Annotated in this window: 22 protein-coding genes and 1 pseudogene; 6 read left to right on the forward strand and 17 right to left on the reverse strand. The window is 71.1% G+C overall.

Translation table 11 applies throughout. The features are described from left to right. Positions 1–4 precede the first annotated feature (4 nt). On the reverse strand, positions 5–997 hold the full coding sequence (locus JNO54_RS01980; RefSeq protein WP_204142382.1) for an AAA family ATPase: 993 nt from the start codon (positions 995–997) through the stop codon (positions 5–7). 250 nt (positions 998–1,247) lie between these two features. Between JNO54_RS01980 and JNO54_RS01985 the strand changes: the two genes are divergently transcribed. The 3 genes and pseudogenes from JNO54_RS01985 (at position 1,248) to JNO54_RS01995 (ending at position 5,580) form a co-directional block, all read left to right on the forward strand. Next, positions 1,248–2,483, forward strand: coding sequence for an MFS transporter (locus JNO54_RS01985; protein WP_307818008.1), 1,236 nt, complete (start codon positions 1,248–1,250; stop codon positions 2,481–2,483). Continuing rightward, positions 2,480–3,829: an MATE family efflux transporter gene (locus JNO54_RS01990; RefSeq protein WP_307818009.1), complete on the forward strand. Its 1,350-nt coding sequence runs from the start codon at positions 2,480–2,482 to the stop codon at positions 3,827–3,829. Before JNO54_RS01985 ends, JNO54_RS01990 begins: the two co-directional genes overlap by 4 nt. Positions 3,830–3,929: 100 nt before the next feature. After that, positions 3,930–5,580 (forward strand): annotated as a pseudogene (locus tag JNO54_RS01995) (alanine/glycine:cation symporter family protein). Between the two features lie 62 nt (positions 5,581–5,642). Here the strand turns inward: JNO54_RS01995 and JNO54_RS02000 are convergent. The 10 genes from JNO54_RS02000 to JNO54_RS02045 all read right to left on the reverse strand — a co-directional run bounded on the left by JNO54_RS02000 (position 5,643) and on the right by JNO54_RS02045 (position 14,072). After that, positions 5,643–6,242 carry an OmpA family protein gene (locus JNO54_RS02000; protein ID WP_204142385.1) on the reverse strand — a complete coding sequence of 200 codons (600 nt, stop codon included), beginning with the start codon at positions 6,240–6,242 and terminating at the stop codon, positions 5,643–5,645. A gap of 8 nt (positions 6,243–6,250) precedes the next feature. Continuing rightward, positions 6,251–6,823 (reverse strand): hypothetical protein, encoded by a 573-nt coding sequence (locus tag JNO54_RS02005; RefSeq protein WP_204142386.1) that lies wholly within the window; start codon positions 6,821–6,823, stop codon positions 6,251–6,253. Positions 6,824–6,995: 172 nt separating this feature from the next. Then, positions 6,996–7,442 (reverse strand): 50S ribosomal protein L9, encoded by a 447-nt coding sequence (gene rplI, locus JNO54_RS02010; protein WP_204142387.1) that lies wholly within the window; start codon positions 7,440–7,442, stop codon positions 6,996–6,998. A gap of 32 nt (positions 7,443–7,474) precedes the next feature. Continuing rightward, positions 7,475–7,711, reverse strand: a complete 237-nt coding sequence (rpsR, locus tag JNO54_RS02015; protein ID WP_068270764.1) for a 30S ribosomal protein S18 — start codon at positions 7,709–7,711, stop codon at positions 7,475–7,477. A 95-nt stretch (positions 7,712–7,806) separates the two neighbouring features. Beyond that, positions 7,807–8,415 carry a single-stranded DNA-binding protein gene (locus JNO54_RS02020; protein WP_204142388.1) on the reverse strand — a complete coding sequence of 203 codons (609 nt, stop codon included), beginning with the start codon at positions 8,413–8,415 and terminating at the stop codon, positions 7,807–7,809. Positions 8,416–8,500: 85 nt separating this feature from the next. Next, positions 8,501–8,788: a 30S ribosomal protein S6 gene (gene rpsF, locus JNO54_RS02025; protein ID WP_204142389.1), complete on the reverse strand. Its 288-nt coding sequence runs from the start codon at positions 8,786–8,788 to the stop codon at positions 8,501–8,503. Positions 8,789–8,932: 144 nt separating this feature from the next. Continuing rightward, entirely contained in the window at positions 8,933–10,186 is a 1,254-nt protein-coding gene (locus JNO54_RS02030; protein WP_204142390.1) for a glycosyltransferase family protein, read from the reverse strand. Then, complete coding sequence (locus JNO54_RS02035; protein WP_204142391.1) at positions 10,183–12,480, reverse strand: transglycosylase domain-containing protein; 2,298 nt, start codon at positions 12,478–12,480, stop codon at positions 10,183–10,185. Before JNO54_RS02035 ends, JNO54_RS02030 begins: the two co-directional genes overlap by 4 nt. A gap of 108 nt (positions 12,481–12,588) precedes the next feature. Continuing rightward, on the reverse strand, positions 12,589–13,512 hold the full coding sequence (locus JNO54_RS02040; protein WP_204142392.1) for a hypothetical protein: 924 nt from the start codon (positions 13,510–13,512) through the stop codon (positions 12,589–12,591). Beyond that, positions 13,509–14,072 carry a SigE family RNA polymerase sigma factor gene (locus JNO54_RS02045; RefSeq protein ID WP_204142393.1) on the reverse strand — a complete coding sequence of 188 codons (564 nt, stop codon included), beginning with the start codon at positions 14,070–14,072 and terminating at the stop codon, positions 13,509–13,511. The genes JNO54_RS02040 and JNO54_RS02045 overlap by 4 nt, the downstream gene beginning before the upstream one ends. A gap of 133 nt (positions 14,073–14,205) precedes the next feature. Between JNO54_RS02045 and JNO54_RS02050 the strand changes: the two genes are divergently transcribed. From JNO54_RS02050 to JNO54_RS02060, 3 genes are read left to right on the forward strand one after another with little or no spacing between them, the layout of a single operon-like run. Next, on the forward strand, positions 14,206–14,793 hold the full coding sequence (locus JNO54_RS02050; protein ID WP_204142394.1) for a PadR family transcriptional regulator: 588 nt from the start codon (positions 14,206–14,208) through the stop codon (positions 14,791–14,793). Positions 14,794–14,835: 42 nt separating this feature from the next. Beyond that, positions 14,836–15,927 carry an inositol-3-phosphate synthase gene (locus JNO54_RS02055; protein ID WP_204142395.1) on the forward strand — a complete coding sequence of 364 codons (1,092 nt, stop codon included), beginning with the start codon at positions 14,836–14,838 and terminating at the stop codon, positions 15,925–15,927. Positions 15,928–15,957: 30 nt separating this feature from the next. Next, positions 15,958–16,176: a biotin/lipoyl-binding carrier protein gene (locus JNO54_RS02060; protein ID WP_204142396.1), complete on the forward strand. Its 219-nt coding sequence runs from the start codon at positions 15,958–15,960 to the stop codon at positions 16,174–16,176. A 68-nt stretch (positions 16,177–16,244) separates the two neighbouring features. Here the strand turns inward: JNO54_RS02060 and JNO54_RS02065 are convergent, their stop codons facing one another. The 6 genes from JNO54_RS02065 to JNO54_RS02090 all read right to left on the reverse strand — a co-directional run bounded on the left by JNO54_RS02065 (position 16,245) and on the right by JNO54_RS02090 (position 26,365). Then, positions 16,245–16,523 (reverse strand): WXG100 family type VII secretion target, encoded by a 279-nt coding sequence (locus tag JNO54_RS02065; protein WP_204142397.1) that lies wholly within the window; start codon positions 16,521–16,523, stop codon positions 16,245–16,247. Positions 16,524–16,575: 52 nt separating this feature from the next. Beyond that, on the reverse strand, positions 16,576–16,851 hold the full coding sequence (locus JNO54_RS02070) for a WXG100 family type VII secretion target (RefSeq protein WP_204142398.1): 276 nt from the start codon (positions 16,849–16,851) through the stop codon (positions 16,576–16,578). Between the two features lie 160 nt (positions 16,852–17,011). Next, positions 17,012–21,469 carry a type VII secretion EssC family protein gene (locus JNO54_RS02075; RefSeq protein WP_204142399.1) on the reverse strand — a complete coding sequence of 1,486 codons (4,458 nt, stop codon included), beginning with the start codon at positions 21,467–21,469 and terminating at the stop codon, positions 17,012–17,014. After that, positions 21,466–23,895: a transglutaminase-like domain-containing protein gene (locus JNO54_RS02080; RefSeq protein ID WP_204142400.1), complete on the reverse strand. Its 2,430-nt coding sequence runs from the start codon at positions 23,893–23,895 to the stop codon at positions 21,466–21,468. Before JNO54_RS02080 ends, JNO54_RS02075 begins: the two co-directional genes overlap by 4 nt. Next, the gene (locus JNO54_RS02085) at positions 23,892–25,394 is read right to left on the reverse strand and encodes a DUF58 domain-containing protein (RefSeq protein ID WP_233703151.1); all 1,503 of its coding nucleotides are present in this window, start codon (positions 25,392–25,394) and stop codon (positions 23,892–23,894) included. The genes JNO54_RS02080 and JNO54_RS02085 overlap by 4 nt, the downstream gene beginning before the upstream one ends. Further along, positions 25,394–26,365: an AAA family ATPase gene (locus JNO54_RS02090; RefSeq protein WP_204142401.1), complete on the reverse strand. Its 972-nt coding sequence runs from the start codon at positions 26,363–26,365 to the stop codon at positions 25,394–25,396. The genes JNO54_RS02085 and JNO54_RS02090 overlap by 1 nt, the downstream gene beginning before the upstream one ends. Positions 26,366–26,450: the final 85 nt, after the last annotated feature.

The following is a 26,450-nucleotide window of genomic DNA, read 5'->3' on the forward strand; positions in this document are numbered from 1 at the left end:
GCGGCTACGGCGTCCGGACGGCGCGGAAGACGGCGTCGATGATCGTCTCGACCCGCACGTCGTCGGCCGTGGCCTCGTAGGTGAGCAGCACCCGGTGGCGCAGGACACGACGCGCGAGGTGACGCACGTCCTCGGGGATGACGTGGTCGCGCCCGCGGAGCAGCGCGTTCGCCCGGGCCGCCCGGGCCAGCGCGATCGAGGCGCGCGGGGAGGCGCCGACCTCCACGTAGCGGGCCAGCTCGGGTGCGATGGCGTCGTGCGCGTGCCGCGTCGCCGCGACGATGTAGGTGATGTAGTCGAGCACCGCGGCGTCGAGGTAGACCGAGCTCGCGATCCGCTGGAGGTCGCGTGCGTCGTCGAGGCTGATCATCGCCTCGTCCGGCCGCTCGAAGACCCCCGAGTCGACCCGGCGCACGATCTCCGCCTCCTCGGCCGGCGAGGGGTAGTCGAGGAGGTCCTTGAGCATGAACCGGTCGAGCTGGGCCTCGGGCAGCTGGTACGTGCCCTCCTGCTCGATGGGGTTCTGCGTCGCGAGGACGAGGAAGGGCTCGGGCACCTTGTAGACCGCGCCGCCGATCGAGGTCTGCTTCTCCTGCATCGCCTCGAGCATCGCGCTCTGCGTCTTGGCGGAGCTGCGGTTGATCTCGTCGAGGAGGACGAAGTTCGCGTGCACCGGCCCCAGCTGCGTGACAAAGGTCCCCTGGCTCGCGTCGTAGATCTGGGTGCCGACGATGTCGCTCGGCAGGAGGTCGGGGGTGCACTGGATCCGCTTGAAGGACCCGCCGATCGCCGCGGCCAGCGCGTGGGCCGCCGTGGTCTTCGCCAGTCCCGGCACCGACTCGAGCAGCACGTGCCCGCCGGTGAGCAGCCCGACGAGCAGGGTCTCGCGTAGGCGGCGCTGCCCGACGACCTTGCTCTCGAAGCCCCGGTCGACGGCCTCGATGAGCTCACGCGCCCGGTCGACGTCATCCTCGGTGATCCTCGCGGGCACCGTCATGGCTCCCCCTTCGCTCTCGACTGCCCGCAATCGTAGGCGGCCTCGAGAGGAGGGATGTCAGCTGAAGAGCCTGACCTCGTGGATCGAGATGCCGGAGCTCGTGGCCGCTGGGTGCTCTGGATCCGCGGCGCATGTCCTGATCGGCGTTGCGTCCGCCACGGTGGCGGTCGTCGACCCACGGTGGCGGACGGTACTGGCGAGTAACAACATGCGCATCCGCACGGGCGACGAGCGGTCCTACAGTGACGCAGTGGACCAGACCCAGAGGGCGCTGCAGCGCAGGACCGTGGGCACCCTCGTCACGAGCCAGGTCCTCGGTGGCGTCGGCACCGCGAGCGGCATCGCCGTCATGGCCCTGCTCACCAAGCAGGTCAGCGGGTCGGAGGCGCTCGCCGGGCTCGGCACGACGGCGCAGGTGCTCGGCGGCGCCCTCCTCGCGATCCCCGTGGCCCGGCTCAGCGCCGCCCGGGGCCGCCGCCCCGGGCTCGTCCTCGGCTACGGGGTGGCCACCGCCGGCGCGGCCCTGGTCATCGCAGCCGCCATCCTCGCCTCCTTCCCCCTGCTGCTCCTCGGCAGCCTCCTCTTCGGCGGCGGCACCGCCGCCGGCAGCCAGAGCCGCTTCGCCGGCGCCGACCTCGCCGCGCCCCACCGCCGCGGCCGCGACCTCAGCCTCGTCGTCTGGGCGACGACGATCGGGTCCGTCGCCGGACCCAACCTCGTCGGCGTCGCCGACCGCCTCGGCCTCTCCCTCGGTCTGCCCGAGATGGCCGGCTCCTTCCTCTTCGCGCTCGCGGGCTTCGCGGCCGCGGCGCTCGTCCTCACGCTGCTCCTCCGGCCCGACCCCCTCCTCGAGGCCCGACGACGGGCAGCGCTCACCCCTTCACCCGGACCTGCGCCGGCAGCACGCGGCGGGGTCGCCGCCCTGCGTGCCCACCCGACCGCCCTTGTCGCGGTGCTCGTCGTCGCCCTCGGGCACGCCGTGATGGTCGCCGTCATGGTCATGACGCCGATCCACATGGACCACGGCGGCGCGTCTCTCCAGCTCGTCGGGCTCGTGATCAGCGTCCACATCTTCGGCATGTACGTCTTCTCCCCGCTCGTGGGCGGGGCCGTCGACCGGCTCGGGCCCCGCCCCGTGGCCGGTGCCGGCGGGCTCGTCCTCGTCCTCGCCTGCGTCCTCGCGGCCACCTCGGACGAAGGGATGTCCACTCACCTCACCGTGGCTCTCTTCCTGCTCGGCCTCGGCTGGTCGTGCACCCTCGTCTCTGGCTCGACGATGCTCACCGACGCGGTCACGCTCGCCGAGCGCCCTCAGGCGCAGGGCGTCTCCGACACCGTCATGGGGCTCATGGCCGCGGCCGGCGGCGTCCTCGCCGGGGTGGTCATCGCGGTGGCGAGCTACTCCGTGCTCGCCTGGGCCTCGGCGGTACTCGCAGCCCTCGTATGCGTCGCTGCCGCCCGCCCGACCGGGCGGAGGGTCGGGTGAGCACGACCCCGGCCGGCGCCGGCACGAGCTCGCGCGAGATCCTCGCCCTCGCCGTCCCCGCGTTCTTCGCGCTCGTCGCCGAGCCGCTCTTCCTCCTCGTCGACTCGGCCGTCGTCGGCCGGCTCGGGGTCACCTCGCTCGCCGGTCTCGGCGCGGCGAGCGCGGTGCTCCTCACGGCCTCGGGCCTCTTCGTCTTCCTCGCCTACGGCACGACCTCGGTCGTCGCCCGGCAGCTCGGGGCGGGCTCCCGGCGCGGGGCGCTCGAGGTGGGCGGCGGCGGCGTGTGGCTTGCCGTCGGCCTCGGGGCGCTCGTCGCGGCCGTCGTCGCCGTGTGGGCGCCGACCTGGGCGTCCGCCTTCGGCTCCTCCCCCGAGGCTCTCCACGAGGCCGTGACCTACCTGCGCATCTCCGCGCTGGGCCTGCCGGCGATGCTCGTCGTGCTCGCCGCCACCGGGATCCTGCGCGGCCTGCTCGACACCCGGACGCCGCTCGTCGTGGCGACGATCGGCTTCACCGCCAACGCGATCCTGAGCATCGTCCTCGTCCACGGCCTCGGGTGGGGCATCGCGGGCGCCGCTTGGGGCACGGTGCTGGCCCAGACGGGGATGGCGCTCGCGCTCGTCGCAGTGATCCTGCGTCATGCCCGGGAGAGCGGCGCCTCCCTCCGCCCCCACCCTGGGAGGGTGCTCGCCGCGGCGCTCGACGGCGTGCCCCTCCTCGTCCGCACGCTCGCCCTGCGCGCGATCATCCTGCTCACGGTGGCGGCGGCGGCCACCTTCGGCGACGAGCCGCTCGCGGCCTACCAGGTCACCGCGACCGTGTGGAGCGCGCTGGCCTTCGCCCTGGACGCCATCGCGATCGCGGGGCAGGCGCTCACCGGCCGGGCGCTCGGGCAGGGCGATGCCGAAGGGGTCCGCGCAGCCACGACGACGATGGTCCGGTGGGGATGGTGGTCGGGTGCGGTCCTGGGGGTCGGACTGCTCCTGCTCGCCCCGGTGCTGCCTGCGCTCTTCACGACCGACCCCGGGGTGCGGGAGGCGATCACCACGGGGCTCGTCGTCGTCGGGCTCGGGCAGCCGCTCGCCGGGTACGTCTTCGTCGTCGACGGGGTGCTCATCGGGGCGGGTGACGGCCGCTGGCTCGCCGGGGCGATGGTCGCCGTGCTCGCGGTCTACGCACCGGTCGTCTGGGTGGCGCGCGAGCTCGTCCCGGTGCTCGGTGGCGGTGGCCCGACCGCGGTCGCGGTGCTGTGGGTCGCCTTCACCGTCTTCATGCTCGTCCGCGCGCTCTTCATGGCGTGGCGGGTCCGCGGCGACCGGTGGGTGGTCCTCGGCGCGACCCGCTGACGAGGTCACAAGGGCACAACGTCGTCGGCGCGGGGGTTGTCTCGGCTCGTGTTCTGCGCTTGCGTGGTTGCCCATGATTCCGCCCCAAGCGCCGTCACTCATGCCACCGACCGCCGACAGCGGTGCCCTCAAGGGGATCGAGGACGCTGTCAACGCGTTCTTCGACCCCTTCGCCGACTGGCTCGCGTCGGTCGTCTTCTACGCCATTCCGCTGCCGGGCGGGGCCTCGCTGCCGATCGTCGTGATCTGGCTCGTCGCCGCCGGCATCATCATCTCGGCGTACTTCGGCCTCATCCAGCTCCGCGGTTTCAAGCTCGCGACCGAGGTCGTCCGCGGCAAGTTCTCCCGCGACGACGACCCCGGCGAGATCACCCACTTCCAGGCTCTGTCCTCCGCGCTCTCCGGCACCGTCGGCCTCGGCAACATCGCCGGTGTCGGTGCCGCGCTTGCGCTCGGTGGGGCCGGCGCGACGTTCTGGATGATCATCTGTGGCCTGCTCGGCATGGCCACGAAGTTCGCCGAGTGCACGCTCGGCGTGAAGTACCGCTCGGTCAACGAGGACGGGACGATCTCCGGCGGGCCGTTCAAGTACCTTCCGGTGGCCTTCGAGCGGTTCGGCCGGGTGCCGGCCACGATCCTCACCGGCGCCTTCGCCATCGCCATCTTCTTCTTCGGCGTCGGCGGCGGCAACATGTTCCAGGCCAACCAGACCTTCGCCCAGGCGCGCGAGGTGACGGGTGGCGCGGACGGCTTCCTCGGCTCCGACGGCTCGGCGCTCGTCTTCGGCCTGGCCCTGGCCGGCCTCATCGGCGCGGTCATCCTCGGCGGTATCAAGTCGATCGCCAGCGTCACGGCTCGTCCCGATCATGGGCATCGGCTACATCGCGGCCTGCCTCATCGTCATCGCCTCGAACATCAGCCACGTCCCGGCCGCGTTCGGCGAGATCTTCACCGGTGCCTTCACCCCGGAGGCCGGTCTCGGTGGCCTCGTCGGTGTCCTCATCGTCGGCTTCCAGCGCGCCGCCTTCTCCAACGAGGCGGGCCTCGGCTCCGCGCCGATCGCCCACTCCGCGGTGAAGACGACCCGCCCGGTCTCCGAGGGCTTCGTCGCCCTGCTCGAGCCCTTCATCGACACGGTCATCGTGTGCACCATGACGGCGCTGACGATCATCATCGCCAACCCGCAGTCCTGGCGTGACGGCATCGAGGCCGTCAAGGCCGGTGAGGGCGCCCCCGACGGCGTGCTCCTCACGAGTGACGCCTTCGCGACCTTCCTGCCGCAGTTCCCCGTGATCCTCGCGGTCATGGTCGCGCTCTTCGCGTTCTCGACGCTCATCACGTGGAGCTACTACGGCGAGAAGGCATGGGAGTACTTCTTCGGGCACAAGCGCAGCAGCATCCTGCTCTACAAGCTGGTCTTCGTGACCTTCACCGTGCTGGGCACGATCCTCACCTTCGGCTCGGTCCTCTCCATCGCGGACTCCTTCCTCTTCATCTGCGGCTTCATCAACCTGCTCGGCCTCTACCTCCTGCTGCCCGAGCTGAAGACCGAGATGCAGGCCTACCTGGCCGACCGCAAGAGCGGACGTCTCTACGAGCTCGGCGCGGCCGACGAGGCCGAGCTGGCCGCGATCCGCGAGCAGCACGACAACACCGACGAGCTCCCGGAGATGCAGTCCAAGTCGGCGCACGACACCGGTCTCACCATGGAGGAGCGGGCCCGCGAGGGGACCCGCCACGACGTCGAGTAGCCACCTCGGTACGGCGAAGGGGGAGGGTCCGGGTCACCGGTCCCTCCCCCTTCGTCGTCGGCTCAGTCGGCGTAGCGGATCTCGACGCGCCGGTTCTTCTCCCGGCCCTCCGGGTTGTCCTCGTCGCCCTGGGTGTTCGGGGCGACCGGGTCGGACTCGCCCTTGCCGGAGACCTTCGTCGTGAGGTCGTCGCGCTCGGCGGTGATCGCGGTGGCGGCGGCCTGGGCGCGCTTCTTCGACAGGGCGAGGTTGTCGGCATCCGAGCCGATGGAGTCGGTGTGACCGACGACCTCGATCGCCGCGTCGTCGGGCACGTCCCGCACCGCGTCGACGACCGCCTTCTTCGCCTCGGCAGAGAGCTCTGCCTTGCCGAACTCGAAGAGGACGTCCGTGTCGAGGCTGACCACGGTCTCATCGCCGTCGGAGGTGACCTCTGGCACGAAGGGCTCGATGTCGGGGATGTCGACGGCCTCGATGTCGGGAAGGGTGATCGCACCGCGGTGACCGTCGATCTCGGTGTCCGCCAGCGTCGGGAGGGAGTCGATCGTCAGCTCGTCTCCCGGGTCTCCCGGCTCTGCGTGCGCCGCACCGAGGGGCAGGACGAGCGCCAGACCCAGGGCTGTGGCTGCACCGGCACGCCGGCGTCCGTGCGGGGAGGTCATCGAGGCCCTCATGGCATCGGGATGTCCGCGACGACCGCGGCCGCCCCGGTCATCTGGAGATCCATGCTCGTCACGCCGTCCCGCGGCAGCGGGAAGGCCGTGAACATGAAGATCGGCTCCCCGAGCCGGGCCTTGACGTTGCCCGGCCGGGTCGTGAGGTCGTCGACGTGGCGGTACTTCTCGAGCTTCTTCATGTCGATGAAGACCGGCTGGAAGCTCGAGTAGCCGAGCAGCTGGTGAGCGTTCTTCTCCTCGTTGCCGCGCCCCTCGCCGGTGAGCCGGAAGGTCGCGAGCATGACGTTCTCGTGACGCTTGAGCTCAAGGAGCTCGATCGTCGTCGTGTCGATGTCGTCCTGACCGGACGGCTTGAAGGTCACCTTGGCGATGGGCGCCGGCGGGTTCGCGAGGTCGATCCCCGCCTCCCTCGCGCCGTCCTCGGGGTTGCCGGTCACGGCGACGGAGGTCTGCTGCTCGCCCGCGCCGTTGCCCGAGGACGTCTCGTCGTCACCTCCCGGGAGGCATCCGGCAAGCACGGTGGCGCTCAACGCGAGGACGGCGACAGGTCGACACAGAGACTTCATGGGGTGCATTCCCTTGCGGATCGGTTCGGTAGGACGGTAGGTGGTGGCCACCCGACGGCGCCCACGGTAACCCGGGGCCCCACCGTGTCCCATGGGGAGGACTCCCCGGGCACGACGAAGGGGGACCCACCGGAGCGGCCGACGGATCCCCCTTCGTGCGGTGCGGCTGGGTTCAGCCCGCGACGACGTCGAGGGTGACGGTCGCCTGGACCTCCGGGTGGAGGCGGACGAGAGCCTGCGCCGGGCCGACGGCCTTGATCGGCGTGGGGATCTCGATGGTGCGACGGTCGAGCTCGGGACCGCCGCCGGCCTTGACGGCCTCCGCGATCTCCTTGCTCGTCACGGCACCGAAGAGGCGGCCGGAGTCACCCGCGTGCGCGGCGACGGTGACGGCCTGCGACTCGAGGTTGCCCTTGATCGACTGGGCCTCCTCGAGGGACTTCACGGCGCGAGCGGCGCGACCGGCCGCGATCGCGTCGACCTGCTTCTGGGCACCCTTCGTCCACGCCGTGGCCAGGCCACGGCGGAAGAGGAAGTTGCGGGCGTAACCCGGCTTGACGTCGACGACGTCGCCGGCGGTGCCGAGGTTGCTGACCTCGTGGGTGAGGATGACCTTCATCTGCATATCTCCTTGATCTCGTCGCTCGGGGCTCAGCGCGAGCTGGACGAGTAGGGCAGCAGGGCCATCTCGCGAGCGTTCTTCACGGCCTTGGCGATGAGGCGCTGCTCCTGGACGGAGACGCCGGTGACGCGGCGGGCGCGGATCTTGCCGCGGTCAGAGATGAACTTCCGCAGCAGCGCCGCGTCCTTGTAGTCGATGTTCTCGACCTTCGCCGCCTTCAGCGGGTTGGCCTTCTTCTTGGGCTTGCGCACAACGGGCTTGGCCATCGTGGTGCTCTCCTTTTGGTCAGGTGAGCCCGAGGGTTGTCCTCGGGATGGGGTGGTGCTGGATGGGGTCGACGCGAGGAGCGGTCAGAGATCGATCAGAAGGGGGGCTCGTCGTAGCCGGGGGCGTTGCCCCAGCCACCCTGGCCACCCTGGGCGGGAGCCGAGGGGCCCGGCTGGCCGGACTGGCCACCCTGACCGCCGAAGCCGCCACCCTGGGCGCCGCCACCGCCGGCCCACGGGTCGTCCGAGCCGCCGCCGAAGCCGCCGCCCTGACCACCCTGACCGCCGGACGCAGCCTGCTGGCCGCCGCCCCAGGAACCGCCACCGCCACCGCTGCGCTGGGTCTTGTTGACCTTCGCCGTGGCGTAGCGCAGCGAGGGACCGACCTCGTCGACCTGCATCTCCATGACGGAGCGCTTCTGGCCGGTCTCCTTGTCCTCCCACGAGCGGGAGACGAGACGGCCCTGGACGACGACGCGGGTGCCGCGCGTCAGGGACTCCGCGACGTTCTCGGCCGCCTCACGCCACACCGAGCAGCGCATGAACAGGGTCTCCCCGTCCTTCCACTCGCTGGTCTGGCGGTCGAACTGCCGCGGCGTCGAGGCCACGGTGAAGTTCGCGACGGCGGCCCCGCTGGGCGTGAAGCGCAGCTCGGGGTCGCCGGTGAGATTGCCGATGATCGTGATGACGGTGTCGCCTGCCATGCCGGTTCCTCAATCGATTCGTAGTGCTGATCGTGTCCGGTTCAGCCTGCCGGAGACCTCCGACAGCGCTGGGGTGATCGAGGCCTCAGGCCTCGACGCGCATGAGCTTGGTCCGCAGGACCTGCTCGTTGAGACCGAGCTGACGGTCGAGCTCCTTGCTCGTGGCCGGCTCGCACGTGAAGGTCGCGACGGCGTAGAGGCCCTCGGCCTTCTTGTTGATCTCGTAGGCCAGGCGACGACGGCCCCAGGTGTCAACGTTGTCGACGGTGCCGCCGTCCTTGGTGATGACGGTGAGGAACTTCTCGAGCGTGGGCCCGAGGGTCCGCTCCTCGAGCTCCGGGTCGAGGATGACCATGAGTTCGTACTGACGCATGCTGATAACCCGCCTCCTTCGGTCTTGACGGTCACGGTCTCTCCGTGACAGGAGGGTTGCTGCGTGTGGCCCCGCGGGCGTGACGGATCGTCTCGTCGCAAGGCAACCCCCCAAGGGTAGCCGCTCCCCCACCGGGGCCAGAAATCAGTCCTCCGGATCGGCCGGGGTATACCAGACCGACCACAGGACGAAGCCCCACGTGAGGACCCGCCCGAGGATGACGACGGCGTACCACGGCGCCGGCAACCCCTTCGCCGCGTCCGAGAGCCCACCGAGGTAGAGCCAGAGCGCGCTCGCGTGCACCGCCTCGACCGCGACGAGACCAAGATGCGTCCGCCAGCTGACCCCCGCGAGGATCACCATCGGCACGATCCAGACCGCGGCCTGGACGGGCGTCGCACGACCCGTGATCGCGACGACGGGCAGGACGAGCGCCACGAGCTGGGCCCAGGTCGGGGTGCGCCAGGCGGCGCTGACGAACCACAGGGCGAGCACACCCGCCGCTGCCCATCCCAGGAGGCTCAGGGTGATGACCGCCCAGACCGGCAGCGGGTGCTCGAGCAGGGCCGGCACGTGCCACGGGGACCCGTAGCCGCTCCCGTTGCCCCTGAGCACCTCGAGCGGCCGCGACCACACCCCCGGTGCGAGCAGCGCGGTGAGCAGCGCCCCCGAGCCCGCGACGCCGGCGAGCGGCACCAGGGCGCGTCGCAGGTCACCGCCGCGCCGGCCCGCGAGCGCGGACAGCACGAGGAGCAGGGTGATCGGCACGACCCACAGGTGCGCGAGGAGCCCGACCCCGAGCAGCGCTCCGGTCAGGCGGGGACGCCCCCGGGCCCAGGCCCACATCGCCCACAGGACGAGGGCGACGACGAGCAGGTCGGGACTGATGAAGGCCGCCACGACGTAGACCGGGCTCAGCGCGAGCTGAGTGGCCAGGTCGAGGCGCCGTGGACGGCTCAGTCCGACGGCCACGACCGCGGCCACGGCAGCGGCGGCGATGAGCACCGCCCAGATCGCGAGGTACCACCGCGTCTGGACGACCCAGTCGCCGTCCGGCACGAGGCCGGCGAGAGCGGTCATGAGACCGGAGAGCACCGGCAGCTGCTCCAGCGGGACGTCCCCGGCGGCCCAGGCCCCGAGCCCCGCGTCGAGCCCGGCGATCTGGTGCTGCGCGGGCAGGTCGGAGAAGCATCCCCGCCAGAACTGCTCGTCGCCGCTCCACCCGTTGGCGATGCAGTGGCCCTGCCGGGCGATACCGAGGACGAGCGGGATCCCCGTCATCGCGGCGATGAGGGTCAGGAGGCGCAGCGGCCCGCTCGACCGGGAGGACACCCGGCGACCCAGGGGTCCGCCGATGACCGCCGAGACCTGCTCGGGGAGCAGGTCCTGCCGCGTCACTGCCCGTCGTCCCCGTCAGTCGTGGGTGTCGGAGGCCCAGGGGGAGTCGGGGGCGGCGGCGGGGCAGTCGGCGGGCTCGTCGTGGTCGTCGGCGTCGGCGTCGTCGTCGGCGGCGGGGGCGGCGGGGCGGTCGTCGTCGTGGTCGTCGGCGGCGTCGTCGTCGTGGTGGTCGAGGACGTCGTCGTCGACGAGGTGGTCGTCGACGTGCTCGTCGAGGTGCTCGTCGGACGCGGCGGCTGCGTCGTGCTCCGGACAGGCGGGGGGACGTACGTCGGCTGGGTCGTCACCCCGGCCTGCGGCCGGTACTTGACGTTGCCGGGCGGCGGGAGCTGGCGGACCGGCTGACCCTGCAGCGCCCCCGTCATGTAGTCGGTCCAGATCGTCGCGGGCAGGGTGCCACCCGTGAGCTCGCCGTAGATGCCGATGTTCACGAGACGGTTCTTCGGCACGAGCGAGCCGTCGCCCTTGTAGATGCCCACCGCGGTGGCCAGCTGGCCCGGGGTGAAGCCGGTGAACCACGCGGCGTAGTTGCTCGACGTCGTACCCGTCTTGCCGCCGACGGGACGACCGAGGTTGGCGACCGTCGGGTAGGCCGTGCCGCCGGGCTGCCCGACCTGGCTCAGCGCCTGGATCGCGTCCCTCGAGACGTCCTGGGGGAAGGCCTTGCGGACGTTCTTCTTCACCTCGTAGTCGATCGTGAAGGCGCCCTCGCCCTTGACCGACTGGATGAAGTACGGGGTGGCTCGGTTGCCCTGCGCCGCGATCGTCGCGTAGGCGTTGGCCATGTCGATGACGCGGACGGAGTCGGTGCCGAAGACGTTGGACGGGTCGGTCGACAGGGGGATCTTCTTCTGACCCAGGAAGCCCTGGACGCCGGCCTTCTCGGCCGCCTCGGCGCTCGCCTTGGGGGTGACGACGAGGTTGAGCTTGGCGTAGTAGGTGTTGATCGACTTCTGCGTCGCGGTGCGCATCGTCGACGGGCCGTAGCTCGTGTTGCCGTAGTTGACGACGCCGCCGGCCTTCTGGATGTCGGTGGCACCCGGACCGTCGTAGATGAAGGCCCGGTCGTAGAAGGGGCTCGCGCCCGAGTACACCGTGGAGAGCGGGATCCCCTTCTCGAGGGCCGCGAGCATGGCGAAGGGCTTCATCGTCGACCCAGCCTGCATCTTGCCGTCGATCGCGTCGTTGAAGTAGCTGCCCTCGCCGAAGCGCCGGCCACCGTACATCGCCCGGACGGCACCGTCGCCGGGGGCGAGGGAGACCAGGCCGATGTTGAGGTCCTTCGCGTTGTCGCCCTCGGGCCAGTTGTCCTGCACGGCCTTGCGGGCGGAGTCCTGGGCCCGCTTGTCGATGGTCGTGACGATCCGGAAGCCGCCCTTGGCGATCTGGGCGTCGGTGAGCTTGAGCTTGTTGCGCAGCTCGTCGCGCACCTCCTCGGTGATGAACCCGAGATCGTTCGTGGCGCCCTCGACGGCCTTGGTCTTGACCGTCTTGGGGAACTTCGCCTCGTCGTGCTGGTCCTGGGTGATCCACCCCTGGGAGAGCATGCCGTCGAGGACGTAGCGCCAGCGGTCCTTGGCGAGCTGGCGCTGCTCCTCGCCGAGCGCCGGGTCGTAGAACGACGGTCCACGGATGACGCTGGCCAGGAGGGCACCCTCGGAGATCGTCAGCTTGCTGACGTCCTTGCCGAAGTAGGCCCGGGCCGCGGTCTGGATGCCGTCGGCGTTGCGGCCGAAGTAGATGGTGTTGAGGTAGTCCTCGAGGATCTGGTCCTTGCTCAGCTCGTTGTCGATCTTGACCGCGATGAGCAGCTCCTTCGCCTTGCGGGTCAGGGTCTGGTCCTGGGTGAGGTAGTAGTTCTTGACGTACTGCTGCGTGATCGTCGAGCCGCCCTGGCGCTCACCGCCGGTGACGGCCAGCCACACCGCGCGCGAGAGACCCCGGGGGGAGATGCCCTCGTTCTCGTAGAAGGAGCGGTCCTCCGCCGCGAGGAAGGCCTCCTGCACGTGTTGCGGGACCTTGTCGATGCTGACGCTCTCCCGGTTGACCTGGGCGACCCGGTCGAGGACGGTCTTGCCGTCGGAGTAGTAGAGCGTCGAGGCCTGCTGCACGGCACGGTCGTTGGGCTCCGGCACCTCGGTCATCGCGTAGGCGATGCCGACGCCGGCCAGCCCCAGCACGACGAGGGCCAGGAGACCGAGCCCGAGACGCTTCAGCCAGCTACGCCGGCGCCCCGGGCGCCGGCGGGCGCGGGCGCTGCGCGCGTCGGCGCGGTTACGGGGTGTCTGGGACATGCGGGACTTCCTGTTGGCGGGCGAAGGGGGCGACGCGTGGTCGCTGATCGTCACGTCAGTATGACCGGGTGACCTGGGATGTCGCTCGAAGTGCGGGGAGCCGATCACTCACCAGGACACGCGTCCGGAGGTCGCCACCCGCTCGCCCGAGGCGTCGTGGACCTCGACCTCGACCGCACCGATCGAGGTGCTGGCGTAGCACCCCGTGCGGGTCGTGGTGCGCTCCGGGCCCAGGCGCGCCGTCGTGACCGTGGACCGGGCCTCGGCGCGGTCCGGCCAGGCGATGCAGCGAAGGGAGTACTGACCGTCGAGGAGGGCGGTCGTCGTGACGAGTATCTCTCGGCACTCGCCCGGACCGGTGCACAACGAGCCCGCGCGCCCCGCCTCCCCGCGCTCCAGGCGCACCGTCGGCGAGGTCACGGACGGGGTCGGCCTCGGTGAGGTCGACGCCGGGGACGTCGGGGTTCTCGTCGGCGTCCCGGACGAGGTCGAGACCGTCGGCGAGGGCCTGGTGGGTGTCGCGGAGCGCCCGGTCGTCGTGGCCGGCGGCACGGACGTCGACGTGGGACGCGGCTCGGGGACCTCGGGCGGGATCACCGGCGCCGGGACGGGAGGAAGCACCGGCAGGCCCGTCGGACCGGGGCTCGTCGAGGGGGTGCCCGTGGACGACGTGCTGCTCCGGGTGGTCGAGCTGCTCTCGGTCACGGTGGAGCTCTCGGGCAGGGGCGGCTGACCGGGCTCGCTCGGCGAGGTGCTCGGCCGCGCACCCACATCGTCGCCGCCAGAGGCGAGCGAGAAGGTCACGACCGCCGCGGCCGCGAGGCCGACGAGCCCCAGGCCCGTGGTCACCATCGCCGTGGTGCTCACCCCGGTGCCCGCGCTCGCCGCGGCCGCCGGCGCGCCGGCCGCCGACTCTCCCTCGAGGCCGGACAGGGTGGCCGCCCACTGCGTCGCCTCGAAGGACACCTCGCCGGCCCGCTGCGCGAGCGTCTCGCGCAGGAGCTCTTCGACCGCTCGTTCCTCGAGGGTCACCGGGCACCCCCCTTCGTCCGGAGCTGGGCCAGGGCCCGGCTCGCGTTGGCACGGACCGTGCTCACGCCGATGCCCAGCGTGTCGGCGATCTCGGCGTCGCTGAGGTCCTCGAAGTACCGCAGCACGAGGACGGCACGCATCTTGGGCGGGAGCATCTCGAGGAGTCGCCACATGGCGTCCTGCCCGTCGACCTCCCGGGTGGGGTCGGTCGATGACTCGTCGAGCGCCACGACGTCAACCGGGTCGGTGGGTCGCTCGCCGTGCCACTTGCGCCGCCGCGAGGAGATGAACTTGTTGTTGAGCATCCTGCGCACGTAGGCGTAGGGGTGCTCGGAGGCGGCCACCCGGGACCACTTGCGGTGCACCTCGGCGAGCGTCTCCTGGAACAGGTCCTCGGCGTCCGCGTGGTTGCCGGTCACGAGGTAGGCCAGGCGGAGGAGCTGCTCGCCGCGCTCCTCGACGAAGCTCTCCAGGGTCAGCTCGCTCGACTCCTCGTCCACGAGGACCGGCGCCTGGGCAGCACGGGAGGCGGGACCCCCCGCCCGCCGCCCGATCGCCATCGTGGTCACATCCTGTAGACGCTGCCTCGGCCCTAGTTTGCTGCATCGAGGTGATCGGGGTCATCCGCGAGCCGACACGCTGCGTCCATCTGTGATCTATCGGACCGATATATCTGCGCTAGACTCGCGCCTCGTGCCTGAGACATCGAAAGGGGGCCGCGTGCGGCGCCGCCAGCTGCTGGACTTCGCCGTCCTCGGTCTCCTCCACGAGTCGCCCATGCACGGCTACGAGCTGCGGCGGCGGCTCAACGCGGCGCTCGGGACCTTCCGGGCGCTCTCATTCGGGACGCTGTACCCCTGCCTCAAGGCGCTCCTCGGCGGCGGTCTCATCGTCGAGGACAGCACGACCACCGCGCCCACCGGCAAGCGACCCCGCATCACCTACGCCCTCACTGACGCCGGCCGGGAGGAGTTCGCCCGACAGGCGGCCCTCATCGACACGGCGGCCTGGGAGGACGACGGCTTCGACGTCCGGGTGGCCTTCTTCTCCCGGACCGACCGGGAGATCCGGCTGCGGATCCTCGAGGGCCGACGGTCTCGTCTCGAGGAGAGGTTGGCGACGATGCGCAGCTCGTCTCAACGCTCCCGGGACCGCATGGACTCCTGGACCGCCGCCCTCCAGCGGCACGCCGAGGACTCCACCGAGCGCGAGGTCCGATGGCTCACCGAGCTCATCGACGCCGAGCACCAACCAGGACGGTCCGGCACCACCCAGGCCTGACCGCCCCCTTCGCAGACCCTGAAGAAAACTAAGGAGCACCACATGAGTTCCATCCGCGTCGCGATCGTCGGCGTCGGCAACTGCGCCAGCTCGCTGGTCCAGGGTGTCGAGTACTACAAGGACGCCGCCGCGGACGCCCAGGTCCCGGGGCTGATGCACGTGCAGTTCGGCGACTACCACGTCTCCGACGTCGAGTTCGTCGCCGCCTTCGACGTCGACGACAAGAAGGTCGGCAAGGACCTCGCCGAGGCGATCAACGCCAGCGAGAACAACACGATCAAGATCGCCGACGTCCCGACCTCGGGCGTCGAGGTCCAGCGCGGCCCGACCCTCGACGGCATCGGCAAGTACTACGCGATGACGATCGACGAGTCGCCCCGCGAGCCCGTGGACGTGGTCCAGGCGCTCAAGGACGCCGAGGTCGACGTCATGGTCTCCTACCTCCCGGTGGGCTCCGAGGAGGCCGACAAGTTCTACGCCCAGTGCGCGATCGACGCGGGTGTCGCCTTCGTCAACGCCCTGCCCGTCTTCATCGCCTCCGACCCCGTGTGGGCCAAGAAGTTCGAGGACGCCGGCGTCCCGATCATCGGTGACGACATCAAGAGCCAGGTCGGCGCGACGATCACCCACCGCGTCATGGCCAAGCTCTTCGAGCAGCGCGGCGTCGTCCTCGACCGCACCTACCAGCTCAACGTCGGCGGCAACATGGACTTCAAGAACATGCTCGAGCGGGAGCGCCTGGAGTCCAAGAAGGTCTCCAAGACCCAGGCCGTCACCTCGAACCTCGAGGGCCCGCTCGCCGGCAAGATCGACGACAAGAACGTCCACATCGGCCCGTCGGACTACGTCGCGTGGCTCGACGACCGCAAGTGGGCCTACGTCCGCCTCGAGGGTCGCGCCTTCGGCGACGTCCCGCTCAACCTCGAGTACAAGCTCGAGGTCTGGGACTCCCCGAACAGCGCCGGCATCATCATCGACGCGATCCGGGCGGCGAAGATCGCCAAGGACCGTGGCGTCGGCGGTGCGCTCCTCTCCGCGAGCTCGTACCTCATGAAGTCGCCGCCGGAGCAGCGCGAGGACACCCTCGGCCGCGAGATGCTCGAGGCCTTCATCTCGGGGGTCGAGGAGCGCTGAGGCACTGAGCTCGGCCCTAGACTCTGTGGCATGAGTCACGTCGTCGAGTCCGAGCTCGTTGCCAACGTCATCGCCGTCCAGGTCGCCGAGGGTCAGCGGGTCGAGCCCGGTACCGAGCTCGTCCTCCTCGAGTCGATGAAGATGGAGATCCCGGTCCTCGCGCCGCTCGCCGGCACGGTCGGCGCGGTGCGGGTGGCCGTGGGTGACGTCGTCCAGGAGGGCGAGACGCTCGTCGTCCTCGACGACTGAGCGTCGGGCGGGCAGGACGAAGGGGTTCGGACCAGTGGTCCGAACCCCTTCGTCGTGCGCCGACTGGATCAGCCGTTGTCGTTCTCGGAGCGGCGGTCCTGGGCGTCCGCCTGGGTGTTCGCGGCCTTCGCGAACCTCTGCAGCTCGGTGGCGACGAGGTCGATCTTCTTCTTGGCCTTCGCCCACTCGTTCTGGAACTGGTCGCTGTCCGGACCGAGCCAGTCCTGCTTGAGCTGCCCGGCGACCTTCTGCGCCTCGCTGCCCTTGGCCTCGATCTCGCTGGCCTTCGTCTTGATGATCGCGGCCGACGCGCGGACCTTGGTGGTCTGCATTCCCTGCTGAAGCATGTTCTTCTCCCCTGTGGTCTAGGTGGGTCGCTGGTGGGTGGTCGTCAGCTGGTCAGCTGGCAGACTCGGTCTTCTGGCCCTTGGCGTTGCGCTCGACCTTGTCGGCCATGTCCTCGAGGAGCTTGATGGCAGCCTCGATCTTCGTCTTGTGCTCGCCGTCCCACTCCTTGACGAACTTCTTCGAGTCGTCACCGTTCCAGTTGCTGTCGATCTCGCGGACCTCCTTGTCGAGGGCCGTCTGGATCTTCCGCAGCTCCGCGGCGATCCGGTCGAGGTCGCGACCTTCCCGGACGACCTCGGCGACGTTCATGCCCTTCCAACCGTTCATGCGAGTCTCCTTCTCAGAGGTGGGCGGCGCCTGCCGCTCCAGTTCTGGTGGTCGGCCTTGGGGCCGTCCCCCTGCTTGTGCTCATCACACTATGTCGATGTCCAGACGAGTGGAATGGGGAGCACTCCCCATCAGCTCCCCATCGCCGACGGTGTGCTGATCAGACCCTTCCGTCTCGCGACTCTCCTTGTGCAGCAGCGTCTTTCAACCCAGGGAGGGCGACCTGCACGAGGTCCTGCTGGCCGCGCTGGACGATGAATCCCCGCCCCTCCGGAGCGCCTGTGGCGTTGAAGGCGGGGAAGGACGCCCGGAAGATCACCGAGGCGTCCCCCTCGTCGGGGTGCAGGATGAGCCCGGAGCGCGAGGCCCGGAGCATCCCGGGCAGGCCGTAGCCGGAGTTGAAGAACCCGCTGTCACCCTCGGCGACGACGAGGTGCTCGGAGTCGAGGGCGCGCTTGACGACCTTCTCGATCTTGTCCTCCGCCATGGAGTCACCGAGGTCGTTGACCTTCTCGAGGAAGATCGCGACCCGACCGGAGACCTCGTCGTCCTGGTAGCGCATCACGAGATCGCCGGCGGCCTCGATGATGTCGTCCTCGGTGGTCGCGGTGACGGTCCAGCCCGGGAGGTCGAGGAGCTCGGAGCGCTTGCGCAGCGTGTAGAGGTGCACCTCGTCGACAGCGCCGCATCGGCGCAGCGCCTCGAAGACGGTCGCCACGGCGGTCGTCCGGCCGCTGCCCGACTGGCCGGTGATGACGAAGCCGCCGCTCGGCTCGAGACCCACCGGCGCGAGCTCGCGGGCCCCCACCCCGACGACGACCTGGCCGCCGGGGGTGCGCTCCGGCAGCTCGGCGAGGGCGACCCGCTCGGTGAGCGAGCCGATCTCGGGTGCCTCCGCAGCCCCGGCCCGGCGCATCGTGCGGGCGAAACCCTCGACGGCGCGGGCCTGGTCCATGACGGTCTGGGTGCCGCCGAGGACGGCGCACTGGACCTCGCGGCCGTTGTACAGCGCGCGTCCTGGCGGGGAGGCCTGCGTGAGGACGTCCGAAGGGGCGTCGAAGCTGCTGTAGTCGTCGGCGCTGGCCATCCGCAGGATGATGCGGCTCTGGACCGAGGAGCCGAGCTGGTTGGGCAGACCCGTGCGCTGGTCGACGCTGAGGACGAAGTGGACACCGACGGGGCGGCCGTCGGAGAGCAGCGCCTGGAAGAGGTCGATCCAGTGCGTCATCCGGGGACCCTCGTAGATCTGTCGGAAGGCGACCAGACCGTCGAGGAGCACGAGGATCCGGGGTTCGTCCTGCTCGCCCGTGAGGCGTCGGTACTCGGTGATGCTGGCCGCGTTGGCCGCGCTGTAACGCGCGGCACGCTCGTCGATCGTCTGCCGGAGCGTGCGCAGCAGCCGGGCCACCCGCTCGTGGTCGGCACCGTTGATGATGCTGCCGACGTGCGGGAGCGACTCGAGCATCGTCAGGCCGCGGTTGCCGAAGTCGAGCCCGTAGACATGGCACGGTCCGCCTCGGACGGTGAAGCCGGCCGCCACCGCGAAGGTCCGCAGGAGGGCGGACTTGCCGGATCCCGAGGCGCCGAAGACCGCGAGGTTGCCCTCGAGGTCGGGGCGGAAGGAGACGGTCGGCTGCTGCTGACGGTCCGGGTCGTCGAGCACCCCGAAGACGAGGTTGTCGTCACGACGCCCGGTCGGGAGCTCGGCGAGGTCGTACACGTCGAGCATGTCCGGGAGCCACGGCTTGCGCGGCTCGGGGATCTGCGCGAGCTCGCTGGCGGCACCGATCGTCTGCACGAGGCGCTGGATGTCCGTCGGACCGCGGTCCTCCTGCTCGATCGCGATCTGCTCCTCCGGGCTCACCGGGGGCAGCTCCCACTGCCGGGGGGTCCCGAAGGTGAGGGTCTCGACCCGGATGTCCGCCGGGGGCGGCGCGTCCGACGTCCAGCCGCCCGCGTAGCCGGACTGGAAGGGGACGAGGCGGCCCGGTCCCGACTTCGCCATCCCACGGCCCGGGATGGCCGGGTCGAAGAAGGCCGCCTCCGGCGTCCCGAGCACGTCGTCGGAGTCGGACTCGTCGGCCATCCGCAGGGCGATCCTCAGGTTGGTGTTGGCCCGGAGGTTGTCCTTGATGACGCCGGCCGGCCGCTGGGTCGCGAGGATGAGGTGGATGCCTAGCGAGCGGCCACGCTGAGCGATGTTCACGACGCCGTCGACGAAGTCCGGGACCTCCTGCACCAGGGCCGCGAACTCGTCGACGATGATGATCAGGCTCGGTGGCGCCTCGACCTCACCGCGCCGCTCGAGCTCGACGAGGTCCTTCGCCCGGTGGCGCTCGAGCAGGTGCTCGCGGTGGTGCAGCTCCGCCGAGAGCGAGGCGAGCGCCCGGCGCACGAGGTGCGGGCTGAGGTCGGTGACCATCCCCACGGTGTGCGGGAGGTTGACGCAGTCACGGAAGGCCGAGCCGCCCTTGTAGTCCACGAGGAGGAAGGTCACCCGCTGCGGGGAGTGGGCCGACGCCATGCCGAGGATCCAGGCCTGCAGGGTCTCGGACTTGCCGGCGCCCGTCGTCCCACCGACGAGGGCGTGCGGGCCGTCGGTGCGCAGGTCGAGGGAGTAGGTGCCCTGGCTGCTCTGACCGAGGATCGCCCGCAGGGAGCCCGGCTTCTTCACCGGGTGGGCGGGCGCGTAGGGCCCGGTGAGGATCGAGCGGTTCTCTCCCCAGCGCTCGACGACGGCCGCCTCGCTCGTCGCGAGCTCCGGTCCGACGAGGGTGAGGAAGGAGACGGACCGGGGCAGGTCGGAGTCGTCGGAGACCAGCGCACCGGCATCCGTGGAGGCGGACATCTTCCGGGCCAGCCGGCCGGCGCTCTCCGCGTCCATCCGGTCGGCCTCGACCGGCACGACGATGGTGGCGTCGCCGACGAAGCCGACCAGGGCTGCGCCGTCCTGACCGATCTCGACGTAGGTGCGGCAGGCCGCGGGGAGCTGGTCGGTGACCGGGGAGACCCAGATGAGGGCGATCCCCCGGCGGTACGCGGCCTCGGCGAGCGTCACGAGCCGGGCGCGCGAGACCGGTGCGTCGTTCTCGACGACGAGCACCATGTGCACCCCGCCCTCGGCGACGTACGGCTGGCCGGTCTCCGGCTGGGTCTTCGCGGCCGGGAGGGCCTCCTCGATCTCCTCGAGCAGCGCCGCGGCTGCCTGCGCCGAGGCCGCGGTGTGCCGCACGCTCACGGGGCTGTGCACCGAGCTGACGTGCGGGAGCCACTTGAGCCAGGCCCAGTCCGCGGCGGTGGTCGTCGAGGTGATCGCCCCGATGATGATCTCCGCCGGAGAGTGCAGCGCCGCAGCCTGGACGACGAGGGCGCGCGCGACGTCGAGGGCCTGGGCCCGCGGGCCCGAGACGCCGATCGCACCGTGGTGCATGGGCTCGCCGAGGACGGGGACGGACCCGACGGTCGAGAGACCCTCCATCTGTCGTGAGAGCTCCAGCCACGCCTCGGCCTTGCTCCGGCCGATGGTCGGCATCTCGATCGTCGAGCGGCTGGGCAGATCGGCCAGGCCGAGCCGGAGCTCGAGGAAGCCTGGCTCGCCGGGCCGGCGGCTCCACGTGAGCGGTGCGTGCCGCTCGGCCGCCTCCAGCGCCTCCCGGGCGCTCGGGTTCTCGCGCCGCCGGGACTCCTCCTCCACGGCCTGGTCACCCTCGATGTCCTCGACGAGGAAGCCCACGTCCTCACGGAAGTCCTTCATCGCCTCCTCGAAGTCGAGGCGGTTCGAGCGGCGGGCCTCGTAGTTCATCGCCACGTACATCAGCGGCATCATGAGCATGAAGATCAGCGAGAAGGGCGAGCGCGTGAAGGTGAACATCATCATGCCCATGAGGACCGGGATGAGCATGATCGCCCACGGCATCCGCGGCGGCTTGCCACGCTCCGGCAGCTCCGGCAGGGCATAGGTCTTGCCCGCGTAGATCGGGTTGATCACCGGCGACCGGCTGAAGGCGAGGAGCCCACCCTCGGCACGGGTGATGGACGCTGCCACTCCCCCGGTGCCGCTCACCCGCAGGCTCGTCTCGCCGAGGGTCACCACGTCGTCCTCGCCGAGCACCGCACGCTCGACCTGCTCGTCGCTGACGAGGATCCCGTTGGAGCTGCCGAGGTCCGCGACCTCGATCTGGTCGCCGACGACGATCTTGGCGTGGCGCCGAGAGACGGACTGGTCGCTCAGCTGCACCTCGCAGCCGCGGCCCCGTCCGATGTACGCGGACCCGCCGGCCAGCGAGTACTCGCGGCCCTCGTCGGGACCCGAGATGACGACGACCTTCGCCGCCACCCGGTTGGGGTCGGTGTAGCCGGCCGTGCGCCGGGTCACCGACACCCTGGAGCCGGACGTCAGCCCGCTCTCGGAGACCGTCGCCCGCGGGTCCATCGCCCGGTGGCTCTCGTCGACGAGCGCGAGGGTGTGCTCACCCGTCGGCAGGCGCGAGCCCGACCCTCGGGAGGGGTGGACGGCGACCAGGTGGTCGGCCAGCTGCCCCACCGTGGTCTGGCTGTCGAGCGTGATCGCGAGATCCGTCGGGTCACCCGACCCCTCGAGGGTCAGCTTGAGCTTCATCGAGCGCCTTCCACGGCAGGGGACTGGGGCACTGCCCGGCGACCACGCCGGCCCCCACGGGGCTGGGTACGACCGGCGAAGAGCGGGCGGACGTCGACGTCCGAGCGCAGCCGGCGCCAGCGGGAGGCCTGACCGCGCATCTCCTTGCGCACCGCCTCCGCCTCGACCCGGTAGGCCTCGACGGCGTCCTCGGGCGGCTCGCCCGGCCCGAAGACGAAGGCGTTGCCGCGAGCGGCGAGCGCCACGGCGGCCGGGACCCCGAGGGCCGAGGCCTGCTCGAGGTTCGTCGACCCCTTTGTCACGGGGGCACCGAGGGACCTGGCGTCGGCGACGAGGTCCTGCCAGATGTGCGCCGCCCGGGCCGCGGTCGGGCCGGTCGTCGCCCGCCGCCGACGCCGCCGACGCTTCAGCCCGCGGATCGTCGCGTAGGTCGCGAGGAGCAGGAGCGCGGGCAGGACGACGAAGAAGACGAGGTAGCGCACCCACGCCGGCCAGCTGGCCGGGTCGAGCGGGTTGCGGGTCTGCTTCTTGCGCAGGTCCGTGTCGTTCTGCGCCTGCTCCGGACCCTGGAGGACGCTCGGCGGGTTGACCCCCGCCGGCGGCGGCACCTGGGCACCGACGCGCTGCTCCTCGGTCTGGATCTGCTGCTGCTGCGGCTTCTTGTTGCGGTCCGGGACGAAGGCCGACGGCAGGACCGGCGTCCACCCGTCGGTCGAGCGGACCTCGACCCACGCGTGGACGTCCTTGCCCTTGACGACGCCGTCCTCGGGCACGATCGCCCCCATGACGACCCGCGTCGGGATCCCGAGGCGGTTCGCCGCCAGGGCGAGCGTCGCAGCGAACTGCTCGTCGTTGCCCGCGAGCTGGGTGCTGCCGACGAAGCGCGCGATCCGGCCGGTGGAGTGCCCAGCGAGGTAGACCTTCTCGTAGGAGTTCTTCTCGCCACCGTCGGTGTAGGCGCCCTCGCGGCTCATGTAGGCGGCGATGTTGCGCACCTGCTGCCAGCCGGAGGTGGCGTCACCGGTCCAGGCGTCGACGCGGGCGTCGAGGTAGCCGCCGTCGTACCCCTCGATGAGCGACCCGCTGTCGACGTCGAGCTGCTCGGGCAGCTCCGTGGCCGGCGGCGGGGTGACGAGGGCCGTCATCGTGTAGCGGTCCCCGGGCCGCAGCTGCGCCGGGACGATCGCCGTGCGGCTGTCGACGTTGAGCCACATCTGCCGGCTCAGCTCGCGGGCCCGAGGACCGGCGAACTCGACCCCGCGCAGGACGCCGGCCGTCGGCAGCCAGACGTCGGACCACCCGCCGTCCGGGACGGTGACGGTGACCCGACGCTCCTCCCCCGGACCTTCCGCCGCGATGCGGGTGCCGACCTGCTGGAAGGCGGTGCCGGGATCGAGCGATCCCTCCTCGGCCCGGTTGCCCGCGCCCCACGCCGAGCCGTCGTAGCGGTCGAGCGTCGCGATGCGCAGGGTGTGACCCGCGTCGAGGCCCTCGACCTCGAGCAACGGCTTGTCGTAGAGGTCGGCGAGGTTGGGCTCGGTGTACTTGCGGAAGCCGGCGAGCGGGCTCGGGTACTCGGCGATGTCGAAGGGGGGCTCGAGCTGCGAGCGGACGACGGTCCGGGCCTCGGCCGCGTCACGACCGGGCAGGAGCGGGCCGAGGAGGGTCGCGGCGAGCGCCGCGACGAGGACGAGCGCCGCGCCCGTGACCAGGCGCGCCCGGGTGCCCGCGCCGTTCTGCAGCTTGGTCCGGCTCCGACGGTCACGCACGACGAGCCAGGCGAGGAGCACGAGGCCGAGGAGCGCGCCCTGGAGCAGGGTGCCGGCGGGAGCGAGGGTGCCGAGCACGATCGAGGCGGCGAGGAGGCCGAGCACCACGACGGCGAGCAGCCACAGCCGCCGCGTCGAGCGTGCGACGGAGTAGACGACGGCGCTGCTCACGAGACCGATGAGGAAGGGCAGCGCGACGAGCGGCCCGCGCGCATCGACCGGCGGCATCATCGTCAGCCACTTCTTCCAGCCGACGATCGCGGCGCCGAGGAGGTCGCTGAGGGTCTGGCCGGAGGGGATCACCCCGCCGATGAGGTCCTCCCGCACGGCCAGCGGGCCGCCGAAGAGGAAGTACACGACGACCAGCCCGACGAAGGTCGCGAGCACCGACCAGCGGTGGCTCACGACGATGTGCGCGACGAGCAGCCCGAGGACCGCTCCGCCCACGGCGGCCAGGACCCACTGCCAGCCGATGAAGCCGGTCCGCAGACCGAGCAGGAGCAGCGCGGTGACGACGACGGTGAAGCCGAGGTCGACGAGGCCGTCGCGGTCGAGGGCGTACCGGGAGAAGAACGAGCGGGTCCGCTGCTTGGCGTCCGGCTGCTCCTCGGGGATCCAGGACTCGCGGACCGTGGGGATCGGGTTCGAGCCGCTCATGCCGCCACCCCGCTGAGGAGCACCCGTCGCAGGTCGACGAGCCGCCCGATGGTGAGCACGGTGAGGCCGGCGATCTGCTGGACGGCCGGCTGCGCGGCCGGGTCGACGACGATGACGAGCTTGCCGACCTCGGTCTCGAACTGCGACAACGCCCGCTGGCTCTCGATGAAGGCGCGGCCCGGCCCGGTGACGATCGCCGCGACGCTGGCGTCGGGGGCGACCATCGCGGCCTCCGAAGCCCGCCCGAAGAGGTCGACGCGGCCGACCGTCGCCCGCGCCAGGGTGTCGAGGAGCAGCGGTGCCGTCGTCCGTGAGGCGACCTGGTCGTTGCAGACGACCGTGCCGTCCTGCTCGTCCATGATCGAGCGGACGATGAGGCTGGCCGCGACCTCGATGGCGACCTCCACCCCTTCGTCCCCGTCGCTGTAGACGTCGGGGGTGGTGTCGACGATCACCGCGAGGTGAGCCCGGCGGGTGTCGAGGTACTGCCGGACCATGAGCTGGCCGATCTTGGCCGACGACCGCCAGTGGACGTGGCGCAGGTCGTCGCCCGGCTCGTACTCGCGCAGGGCGTGGAAGGCGAGGTCGGAGCGCGACATGTCCTGCGTCGCCTGGCCCTCCAGGTCGCGAAGCAGGCCGTGCTGGTGGCTGTCGAGCGGCACGGTCCGCGGGTGGACGAAGAGCTCGGTCCGGTCGGTCCAGCGCAGCTCGCGACGGACGAGGCCGAAGGGGTCGCCCTGGACGGTCTTCGCCGGACCGACGGGGATGACGCCGCGCCGCTCGGTCGGCACGACGAAGAGCTCCTCGTGCACCGCGCCGCTGCGCAGGCTCGGCATGGTGAAGCGGGCGTCGGAGCGCCCGACGGGCAGCTCGACGACGATGGGCAGGAGCGGGACCTTCGCGAGGTTCTCGATGTCGACGCGTCCGGTCGCGGGGTCGCCGACGGTCACCCGGCGCGGGTCGACATGGGTCTCGATCCGCACCTTCGTCCGCCCGATCGCCAGGGCGACGCACGCGAGGACGAGCACGAGGCAGGCCGCGGCGATCATCATCAGCTCGACCCACTGCCAGCGGGCTCCCGCCCACCAGGCCAGCAGCCCGAGCGCCACGATCGTCCAGCCGAGCGGGGAGACCCAGCGCAGGACGGAGACGACGGGCTCCCACCCGGGGCGGGTCTTCTCGGCCACCGGCCCGAGGCGCGCACCGGCGACCCGGCGGACGCCGGTGATGCTCTCGCCGACCTCCTTGGGGACGGTGATCTTCGGGATGGTGATGCTCGGCAGGGACGGGCCGCGGCGCTTCGGCTCGTGCGTGCGCGCCATCTTTTCGGCCCGCTGCTGCTCCTTGCTCGGGCCGGACCCGGAGCGGGCGGACGCGCGGGAGCGCCGGGAGCGCCGGGAGTCCCCGAGGGCCTCCCGGCTCGTCGTGCTCTCGTCGACCTCGCTGACCTGCCGCCGGGGACGGGTCATCGTCGGGTCGTCAGGGTCCGGCGCGCTCATCAGGCCTCAGCACGCTCCGACGGGGCCGGGACCTGGGCGAGGAGCTGGTCGATGACCTGCTGCACGGTGATCTCGGCGAACTGGGCCTCGGCCGTGAGGATGAGTCGGTGGTTGAGCACCGGCTCGGCGAGGAGCTTGATGTCGTCGGGGATGACGTGGTCGCGCCCCTGGCTCACGGCCCAGGTCTTGGCGACCCGGACGAAGGCGAGGCAGCCGCGCACCGATAGCCCGAGACGCACGCTCGGGTGGCGGCGCGACTCCTCGGCGAGCCGGGAGACGTAGGCGAGGATCGCCGGGTCGACGTGCACCTCGTCGGCCAGGGCCGCCATGTCGTTGACGACGTCCGAGGTGACGATCGGGGACAGGCCGGCCGCACGGTCTCGGGTCTTGGCCTGCGCGAGGACCGACATCGTCGCCTCGTGGTCGGGGTAGCCGAGCGTCGTCTTCATGAGAAACCGGTCGAGCTGGGCCTCCGGCAGACGGTAGGTGCCGGCCTGCTCGATGGGGTTCTGCGTCGCGATGACCATGAAGGGCTCGCCGACGGAGTGGGGCGTACCGTCGACGGTGACCCGCCCCTCCTCCATGACCTCAAGGAGCGCGGACTGCGTCTTCGGCGAGGCGCGGTTGATCTCGTCCGCGAGGACGATCGTCGCGAAGATCGGACCGGGGTGGAAGGTGAACTCCCGCTTGTCCTGGTCGTACACGGTGACGCCGGAGACATCGCTGGGGAGGAGGTCGGGCGTGAACTGGATGCGGCTGTTCGTCCCCTGGACCGTGCCGGCGACCGACCTGGCGAGCTGGGTCTTGCCCGTGCCCGGGAAGTCCTCGAGGAGGATGTGCCCCTCGGAGAGCATGCAGGTCAGCGTCAGGCGGATGACGTGCTCCTTGCCGACGACGGCCTGGCCGACGTTGGCGACGAGCTGGTCGAAGGTCTGGGCGAACCAGGCTGCCTGGTCCTGGGTGACGGTCATCGGTCTCTCTTCCGGGTCGAGGTGGAGGTGGCGGTGGCGAAGGGGTGGTGACACGCTGGCGCCCCCATAGGTGGTCGTCGGTGGG

The sequence above is a fragment of the Janibacter endophyticus genome (assembly GCF_016888335.1).
In the GTDB taxonomy this organism is placed as follows: Bacteria; Actinomycetota; Actinomycetes; order Actinomycetales; family Dermatophilaceae; genus Marihabitans; species Marihabitans endophyticum.

Excerpts from the sequence above, each read along its gene's own strand:
- JNO54_RS02085 (WP_233703151.1), bottom strand. The coding sequence starts at position 25,394 with ATGAGCGCGCCGGACCCTGACGACCCGACGATGACCCGTCCCCGGCGG.
- JNO54_RS02020 (WP_204142388.1), bottom strand. The coding sequence starts at position 8,415 with ATGGCAGGCGACACCGTCATCACGATCATCGGCAATCTCACCGGCGAC.
- JNO54_RS02005 (WP_204142386.1), bottom strand. The coding sequence starts at position 6,823 with ATGAAGTCTCTGTGTCGACCTGTCGCCGTCCTCGCGTTGAGCGCCACC.
- JNO54_RS02065 (WP_204142397.1), bottom strand. The coding sequence starts at position 16,523 with ATGCTTCAGCAGGGAATGCAGACCACCAAGGTCCGCGCGTCGGCCGCG.
- JNO54_RS02090 (WP_204142401.1), bottom strand. The coding sequence starts at position 26,365 with ATGACCGTCACCCAGGACCAGGCAGCCTGGTTCGCCCAGACCTTCGAC.
- JNO54_RS02075 (WP_204142399.1), bottom strand. The coding sequence starts at position 21,469 with ATGAAGCTCAAGCTGACCCTCGAGGGGTCGGGTGACCCGACGGATCTC.
- JNO54_RS02035 (WP_204142391.1), bottom strand. The coding sequence starts at position 12,480 with ATGTCCCAGACACCCCGTAACCGCGCCGACGCGCGCAGCGCCCGCGCC.
- JNO54_RS01980 (WP_204142382.1), bottom strand. The coding sequence starts at position 997 with ATGACGGTGCCCGCGAGGATCACCGAGGATGACGTCGACCGGGCGCGT.
- JNO54_RS02060 (WP_204142396.1), top strand. The coding sequence starts at position 15,958 with ATGAGTCACGTCGTCGAGTCCGAGCTCGTTGCCAACGTCATCGCCGTC.
- JNO54_RS02000 (WP_204142385.1), bottom strand. The coding sequence starts at position 6,242 with ATGACCTCCCCGCACGGACGCCGGCGTGCCGGTGCAGCCACAGCCCTG.
- JNO54_RS02080 (WP_204142400.1), bottom strand. The coding sequence starts at position 23,895 with ATGAGCGGCTCGAACCCGATCCCCACGGTCCGCGAGTCCTGGATCCCC.
- rplI (WP_204142387.1), bottom strand. The coding sequence starts at position 7,442 with ATGAAGGTCATCCTCACCCACGAGGTCAGCAACCTCGGCACCGCCGGC.
- JNO54_RS02055 (WP_204142395.1), top strand. The coding sequence starts at position 14,836 with ATGAGTTCCATCCGCGTCGCGATCGTCGGCGTCGGCAACTGCGCCAGC.
- JNO54_RS02045 (WP_204142393.1), bottom strand. The coding sequence starts at position 14,072 with ATGGCGATCGGGCGGCGGGCGGGGGGTCCCGCCTCCCGTGCTGCCCAG.
- rpsR (WP_068270764.1), bottom strand. The coding sequence starts at position 7,711 with ATGGCCAAGCCCGTTGTGCGCAAGCCCAAGAAGAAGGCCAACCCGCTG.
- JNO54_RS02070 (WP_204142398.1), bottom strand. The coding sequence starts at position 16,851 with ATGAACGGTTGGAAGGGCATGAACGTCGCCGAGGTCGTCCGGGAAGGT.
- rpsF (WP_204142389.1), bottom strand. The coding sequence starts at position 8,788 with ATGCGTCAGTACGAACTCATGGTCATCCTCGACCCGGAGCTCGAGGAG.